General features: G+C 44.1%; 6 protein-coding genes. 3 read left to right on the forward strand and 3 right to left on the reverse strand.

Features of this window, described 5'->3' with window-relative positions:
* The first annotated feature begins 88 nt into the window (after nucleotides 1-88).
* Together JC606_RS05735 and JC606_RS05740 are read left to right on the forward strand one after the other, a co-directional pair.
* Entirely contained in the window at nucleotides 89-967 is an 879-nt protein-coding gene (locus JC606_RS05735) for a LysR substrate-binding domain-containing protein (protein ID WP_198778201.1), read from the forward strand.
* A 106-nt stretch (nucleotides 968-1073) separates the two neighbouring features.
* The gene (locus tag JC606_RS05740; protein ID WP_008220662.1) at nucleotides 1074-1238 is read left to right on the forward strand and encodes a hypothetical protein; all 165 of its coding nucleotides are present in this window, start codon (nucleotides 1074-1076) and stop codon (nucleotides 1236-1238) included.
* Between the two features lie 119 nt (nucleotides 1239-1357).
* Here the strand turns inward: JC606_RS05740 and JC606_RS05745 are convergent, their stop codons facing one another.
* From JC606_RS05745 to JC606_RS05755, 3 genes are all read right to left on the reverse strand, one after another.
* A complete protein-coding gene (locus JC606_RS05745; RefSeq protein WP_198778202.1) occupies nucleotides 1358-2278 on the reverse strand; it encodes a YeiH family protein in 921 nt (306 codons plus the stop codon).
* 147 nt (nucleotides 2279-2425) lie between these two features.
* Nucleotides 2426-4300 (reverse strand): MFS transporter, encoded by a 1875-nt coding sequence (locus tag JC606_RS05750; RefSeq protein ID WP_198778203.1) that lies wholly within the window; start codon nucleotides 4298-4300, stop codon nucleotides 2426-2428.
* A 17-nt stretch (nucleotides 4301-4317) separates the two neighbouring features.
* On the reverse strand, nucleotides 4318-4908 hold the full coding sequence (locus tag JC606_RS05755) for a TetR/AcrR family transcriptional regulator (protein WP_008220667.1): 591 nt from the start codon (nucleotides 4906-4908) through the stop codon (nucleotides 4318-4320).
* 197 nt (nucleotides 4909-5105) lie between these two features.
* Between JC606_RS05755 and JC606_RS05760 the strand changes: the two genes are divergently transcribed.
* A complete protein-coding gene (locus JC606_RS05760; protein WP_198778204.1) occupies nucleotides 5106-6020 on the forward strand; it encodes a Tim44 domain-containing protein in 915 nt (304 codons plus the stop codon).
* Nucleotides 6021-6633: the final 613 nt, after the last annotated feature.

Genomic DNA, 6633 nt, shown 5'->3' on the forward strand with positions numbered 1-6633 from the left:
TAACTGCGGCTATTAGAAACTTATTTCTTAATGCAAACAAACGAAACGGGTAGTACTATGATTTAAAAATTTTAATGCATGAGTGCTTATGGCAAACCATCAGTCTTTACTTAGAAATCTTCATACCTTTAATGTCGCAGCAGAGAAAATGAGCTTTACGCTGGTTGCTAAAAAGCTTCATTTAACACAAGGAGCGGTGAGTCATCGTATTAAGGTGTTAGAAGGTGAGCTTGGCTTTAACTTGTTTGTGCGAGGCACACGTAAGCTTGAGTTGACCGAAGAAGGTCAGCGCTTTCAACGAACTTTGTCTAAGTCGTTAAGCTCGATTTTTGGTGAGATTGAAGACATTACCAACACCGATCTCTATGGGCAGATCAATATCGGTACTAGCCCAGCGTTTGCTAACAGCTGGTTGTTGCCTAGGCTCGCAGACTTTAAAAAAAGATACCCTAAATTTAATCTCAATATCTTCTCGCAAGAGGAACAAGACTTTCACCAAAATCACCTTGATATAGCGATCTATTACGGTGCGGAAGATCTTAAAGATATGCACCGACAACGCCTTTTTGGTGAAAAGTACATTCCGGTTTGTACGCCGAGTTATGCCGCAGAGCACAAGATCTTTGATGATGGTTTGGATTCGCTTCATAGGATTAATTTTATTCATGTGTTAGGCTCCGACGTTTGGCAGCGCTGGATTAAGCACAACAACTTGGATGTAAATCTGTTCGAGCAGTTTTATTGTGTGAGTCACCGAGATATGGGCGTTAAGAGTGCTTTGTTCAATATTGGCGTTGCGATGGGGCGCTATCACTTTGTGAAGCAATACATTGAGACGGGGGAGCTTATTACGCCTTACCCAAGCATGGAGACAGATAAAGGGTATGATCTTATCTGCCCGCTCGGTACCGAAAAGCGGCCTAAAGTTAGGACATTTATCAAGTGGTTAGAAGGGCAATTGAACTAGGTTAGTTAATTTAGCAATTAGATAGTTCAAAACAGAATTTATTATCTTTATAACCATCCATCATAATAAGCCATATAAATAACGGATTATAGAATAAGGTCTTATTATGAAAATTGCCCTCATCATTGCAGTATTACTGCAGATAGGCCAAGCCATCACATCGTCAGGGCTGACGCGTTCGCTAGCTGAACTTACTGCATTTGTGTTAGTTGTGGTATTGGTTTTAATGAAAAGAGAGAGCAAGAAGAGTGATAAGCCCCTGTTTGAATAGTGATTTGGTTAAAAGGTTTCAAAAACGATAAAGGCAAAGCCCATATGAGCTTTGCCTTTTTATTTCCTGTTTCGATCTTCGAGCTTAGTGATCTTGTTAGAGATTTAACTCCCTAGAGGTTATGCGAGGGTCAACCACGTTAATGAACCTATAGAGATCATCACCCACATCGTAATACCAAACATCAATGGCTTTGGTCCCGCCGCTTTCAGTTTTTCTACAGAGATACCGCAGCCAATCAAGAATAGACACACAACTAATGCACGCTTAGACACGTCAAAGATGCCTTGGTATACCACTTCAAACTGTGGCAATAAGTCGCTGACTGCGATAGCCGCGCAGTAGAAGAAAATGAAGTAAGGCACGGTAATCTTCTTTTGATCACTCTTGAAGATCATTGCGCTGACCAACGCGATTGGGATGATCCACAGTGCACGAGCGAGCTTAAGTGTGGTCGCGGTTGTCAGTGCTTCTTCACCATATGCAGATGCTGCACCAACAACTGAAGAAGTATCGTGAATCGCGATAGCTGCCCAGGTACCGAACGTTTGTTGGCTCAATTCAAGCGCATGACCAATCATCGGGAATAAGAACAGTGCTACAGAGTTCAATACAAAGACGGTAGCCAATGCTAAACCAATCTGTTCGTCTTCTGCTTTGATTGCTGGAGCGACCGCTGCAATCGCACTACCACCACAAATGGCAGTACCAGAAGAAATCAGGTAACCGGTAGTACGGTCCAGCCCCATACGTTTTGCTAAGAACCAGCCAATAACCAATGTGCCGATGATAGTGGTAATGATCAAACCAATACCGTCTCCAGTCACCGCTAGTGCTTTCTCAAACTGAATGCCAAAGCCCAAGCCGACAATTGAGTAGGCCAGTAGCTTTTTAGTGATTTTGCCAACCTCTACGTTTTCAGGCACTAAGCCTAAGCTTGCAAGCAGAAAACCGACAACCAGCGCGGTAGGTGAACTTACCCATGGGGTTAAGCAAAATAGAGCAGCGAGATAAAATGGAATGGACTTATTCATTTTCATTATATTGTTTTTATCGTTTCTGGTTATGGCAGCGTAGCGAAGACTATACGCTTAACTTGATGATAAGTAAGTCTAAATGAATTGAACAAACGTTAAGAAAAACTAAACGTCTGTTCAGGAGGGGCATTTGGACTTATTTTATGTTAATTATCTTTGAGAGCCACGCAGATCAGCAACGGCCTGACGCAGAGTTTCACAAGAGGCATCGGCCGGTGAAATTGGCTCACCTGTTTCGATCTCTAGCTTTGTCCAGAAACGAGTTGGCAACCCTTTGCATGCTCGGCCTTTATAGCGACTGAAGTAGCTGCCCCATAACCCTTTGAGAGCCATTGGAATGACTGGTACGGGAGAGCGTCGGATAATCAGCTCCATACCACGCATGAATTCTGCAACCTCGCCATCTGAGGTGAGTTTACCTTCCGGGAAGATACACACGATATGACCTTCATGCAGTGCTTGTTCAACCTCGTTGAAAGCGTTGCGAATCGAGCGGCGGTTGGTGGATGAGATAGGAATGACTCCAGCTCTTTTCAAGAAGCGTCTTAATGGCGGAAGCTTGGCATAGTCTTCTTCCATGACAAAACGAATCAGGCGAGGGCAAACCGCGCTGAGTAGCAGTGCATCCATATAGCTGACGTGGTTACAAACAATCAACGCTCCACCGCTTTCAGGTAGGTTGTGCAGATTCTTGTGCTTAACACGGTACATGGTGTGAGTGACGACCCAAGTGAAGAAGCGGAAGGCGTAAATGGGTACCTGATAGAACAGGTAAAGCATCACGAAGGTATTCAACAGAGCCAGTAGTACAAACAGCTGTGGAATGGATAATTCAAGCACGCTTAAGCATATGATGCCCATCACTGCGCTGCCCACCATGAACAGCGAGTTGTAGATATTTAGCCCTGCAATCACTTGAGCACGCTCGTCTGGTTTCGCGCGTAGCTGCATCAGTGAATAAAGCGGCACAATAAAGATACCACCAGAGATACCAAGTAGCAGTAGATAAGCAAACAGCGGCCGTAGCTCTGAGTAAGTCACAAATTGCTGGAAAGAGCCAAACTCGGGCAAAGACTCAGGGATGGATGTCGCCATCAAAAAACCAAAGATTGAAATCCCTAAACTGCCCATTGGCACAATGCCGATCTCAATTCGGTGATTTGAAAGCTTGTCACAGGCTAGAGAGCCAATGGCAATGCCTACAGAGAATAGCGCCATCAAAAAGGCAACCGAACTCTCAGTGCCATTCAAATGCAGCTTAGTGAAGTTTGGGAATTGTGTTAAGTAGGTCGCGCCAAGGAACCAAAACCAACTGATAGACATTAAAGCCTGGAACGTTGGTCGGTCTTTTTTGGCAATCGCGAGTGTTGCTTTGGTTAGCTTGATTGGCTGCCATTTCACTTTAAGATCTGGCGCATTGCTTGGTGCTTCAGGAATAAAGCAGCTTGATACATAGCCAAGTACAGCAAATGACACTATACAAATTGCTGCAACCAACTTCGCGCTCTCTTCCGATGCAATAATACCGGCACCCAAAGTACCAATTAGAATGGCTAGGAATGTACCAGTCTCAACTAAAGCGTTACCTGAAACGAGTTCTTTAGTTTCTAGTTGCTGGGGTAGTAGGGCGTATTTTACTGGTCCAAAGAAGGCACTCTGTGTTCCCATTAGAAACAGAAGTAGAAGTAAGATCCCGTAGCTTTCGTAGATAAAACCAATCGCACCCAGCGACATTATCACCACTTCAAGCAGCTTCACTTTACGGATAAACCAAGATTTTTCGTATTTGTCAGCCAGTACGCCAGCCAAAGCAGAGAAAAGGAAGAAGGGCAGAATAAATAAGCCAGCCGCCAAGTTTATGAATAGGTTGCTGGAGATAGGTAGTGTGTCTACGCTTGCGAAAGCAACAAACAGCAATAGAACATTTTTGAAGATGTTGTCGTTAAAGGCTCCCAGAAACTGGGTAATAAAGTAGGGTAGGAACCTTTTTTGCGTTAACAGCGAAGATTGGCTGCTGTTGTTCATTGTCTTTCCTTGAATGCTTACCAGTTGGTTAAGTAGTTTGAGACTAGGTTATTAATCAACTCTTTACCATCGATAGGCTCAGATGCGAAAAACTTATCGTCAACACTGAGAAGTGTAATTCCGTGCACGCCAGACCATAATACGCGGCTCGCTTTAACAACTTCGCTTTCCGTATGTTCAGGTGCAATTGCGATTAACAATTGCTCGAGCATGCCCGTCATCTTATCGATACGGTTGGATTGCCATTCAGGTAGGTTTTCACCGTTCATGTTGTGCTCAAAGATAAGCTGCCACCGGTGTGGGTGCTTTTGCGCAAAGTCATGGTAGCAGTAAGCAAGATTAAATAACGCTTGTTGCGCATTGCTTGATTGTTCAACGGCAGCTGCAGATTCAGCGGCGAGTTCATCTAGCGTTTTGGCTACGACATGAAGAAGCAAAAGATTGTAGTTACCGAATACATTTACCAGGGTACTTGGTACATAACCAATCATGTTCGCGATTTTTCGTAGGCTCAACTCGTGATAGGAGTGCTGCTCTAAAAAGTCTGTCACTGTATTTAAAGTCAGCTGGATCAATTGTTCTCGAGTGTGGTCGTTTCTGCGTGCCATGAGTAGTTTCTAGTAAATGAACATCGTTCAATATTTTAATGCTGCCCCTGAGTGCCGTCAATCCCTTCGCTAGTTTAGTAATCAACTAATCGCCGCAATATTATGAAACATGTGTAAACACAGTGAATATTTCATTGTGCTTTGTTAACGAGTATGATTAAGGTGTCGAAAGATAAAGAAACCTATAAAGGATAATAATGAAACGATTTTTCTCACTAATCGCGATTCTGATGGTATCAGTCGCGGTGACACCAATCGCGGAAGCGAAAAAGTTTGGTGGTGGCAAGTCTTTTGGTAAGAGTTTCAAAACGGCTCCTGCACCCAAACAGCAACAACAGAACACGAATTCAATCCGACAAGATCAAGCCGGTAAGAACACAGCGGCTAACTCTAGCAAGAAAGGCCTTATGGGCGGTCTGCTAGGCGGTTTACTTGCAGGTGGTCTACTAGCAGCATTCTTCGGTGGCGCATTTGAAGGTATCCAGTTCATGGATATTCTGATTATGGGTCTGATTGCTTTCCTAGCGTTTAAGTTCCTACGTGGCATGCTTGGCGCGAAGCAGGGTTCGATGAATCAGCAGAATGCACGAGGCCAACAGCCAGCATTCGGCGGTATGGGACAAAATAAGTTTGAACAACCAACGCAACAGCCAAATGTTCATAACTTCGAGCAAGCACAACCTCAATCACAAGGCACTGCTGGTGGCTTTGGTTTTGGTGCGCAAAGCGATGTTCCACATAACTACCCACCGGGTTTTGATCAAGCGGCATTCATCAACGGCTCTCGTGAGCACTACCGTACACTGCAAGGTGCATGGAACCACAACGAGCTAAGCACGATTGAAGAGTACGTGTCTCCAAGCCTTTTCGAAGACCTAAAAGCTGAGCGTAGCAAGCTAGACGGCGATCAGCACACAGACGTAATGTACGTTGATGCTGAAATCGTTCGTGCAGACCATGACGGCAGCAAAGCACAGCTAAGCCTACAGTTTAGCGGTCGCTACCGTGATTCTGAGGAAGGTATCGAAGAAGACATCACTGATATCTGGCACTTAGAGCGTGATCTAACAACCGACAACGCACCTTGGTTGATTGTTGGTATTCAAGGTTAATCTCTGGCATGGCTAACAGAAGACGTTAGCAAACCAGTACTTTGATTATTGAAAGCCCCTGCAGAGAAATCTGTAGGGGCTTTTTTGTGTCTGGTCGTTTGTGTCTGGTCGTTTGAGTCTGCAAGTGTCTAGAAGAGTTCTAGTTAGGGAAGGATTGGGAATAAGGTGGGCTAACCTCAATGCAAGTTACTCACTTTTAATATTTCTAATTAGTTACGTAACTAAATGAAACCGAGGAGTTAGTTGATATGACGAGGTTTTTTGAACCCATATTAGAGCCTGATCTTTCATAGCAGCAGAAACAAAAAATAGTGGATGATTGCGAAGAACCGGTTTCTACAAACTGCTTAGGCTGCGCAGCTTATTTGGTTTGTAAGCGTCATAAAGAAGTTTGGAGTGATTGATTCATCGGTAGACTCAAGGGTATCAACTACCTTGCTATAAGATCAGTATTGCAGTGTTCTAATGTTTAGAAGCGAAGTTACGTTGAGAGATATGGAACGGCAGAAACGAAAAAAGCCAACTCAATGAGTTGGCTTTTCGATTTTCCAATTAAGGAGAATATGGTGGAGGGAGACGGATTCGAACCATCGAAGGCAGTGCCGGCAGATTT

The sequence above is a fragment of the Vibrio sp. IB15 genome (genome assembly GCF_016406055.1).
Taxonomy (GTDB): Bacteria; Pseudomonadota; Gammaproteobacteria; order Enterobacterales; family Vibrionaceae; genus Vibrio; species Vibrio chagasii.

Excerpts from the sequence above, each read along its gene's own strand:
- JC606_RS05745 (WP_198778202.1), bottom strand. The coding sequence starts at position 2,278 with ATGAAAATGAATAAGTCCATTCCATTTTATCTCGCTGCTCTATTTTGC.
- JC606_RS05740 (WP_008220662.1), top strand. The coding sequence starts at position 1,074 with ATGAAAATTGCCCTCATCATTGCAGTATTACTGCAGATAGGCCAAGCC.
- JC606_RS05760 (WP_198778204.1), top strand. The coding sequence starts at position 5,106 with ATGAAACGATTTTTCTCACTAATCGCGATTCTGATGGTATCAGTCGCG.
- JC606_RS05750 (WP_198778203.1), bottom strand. The coding sequence starts at position 4,300 with ATGAACAACAGCAGCCAATCTTCGCTGTTAACGCAAAAAAGGTTCCTA.
- JC606_RS05755 (WP_008220667.1), bottom strand. The coding sequence starts at position 4,908 with ATGGCACGCAGAAACGACCACACTCGAGAACAATTGATCCAGCTGACT.
- JC606_RS05735 (WP_198778201.1), top strand. The coding sequence starts at position 89 with ATGGCAAACCATCAGTCTTTACTTAGAAATCTTCATACCTTTAATGTC.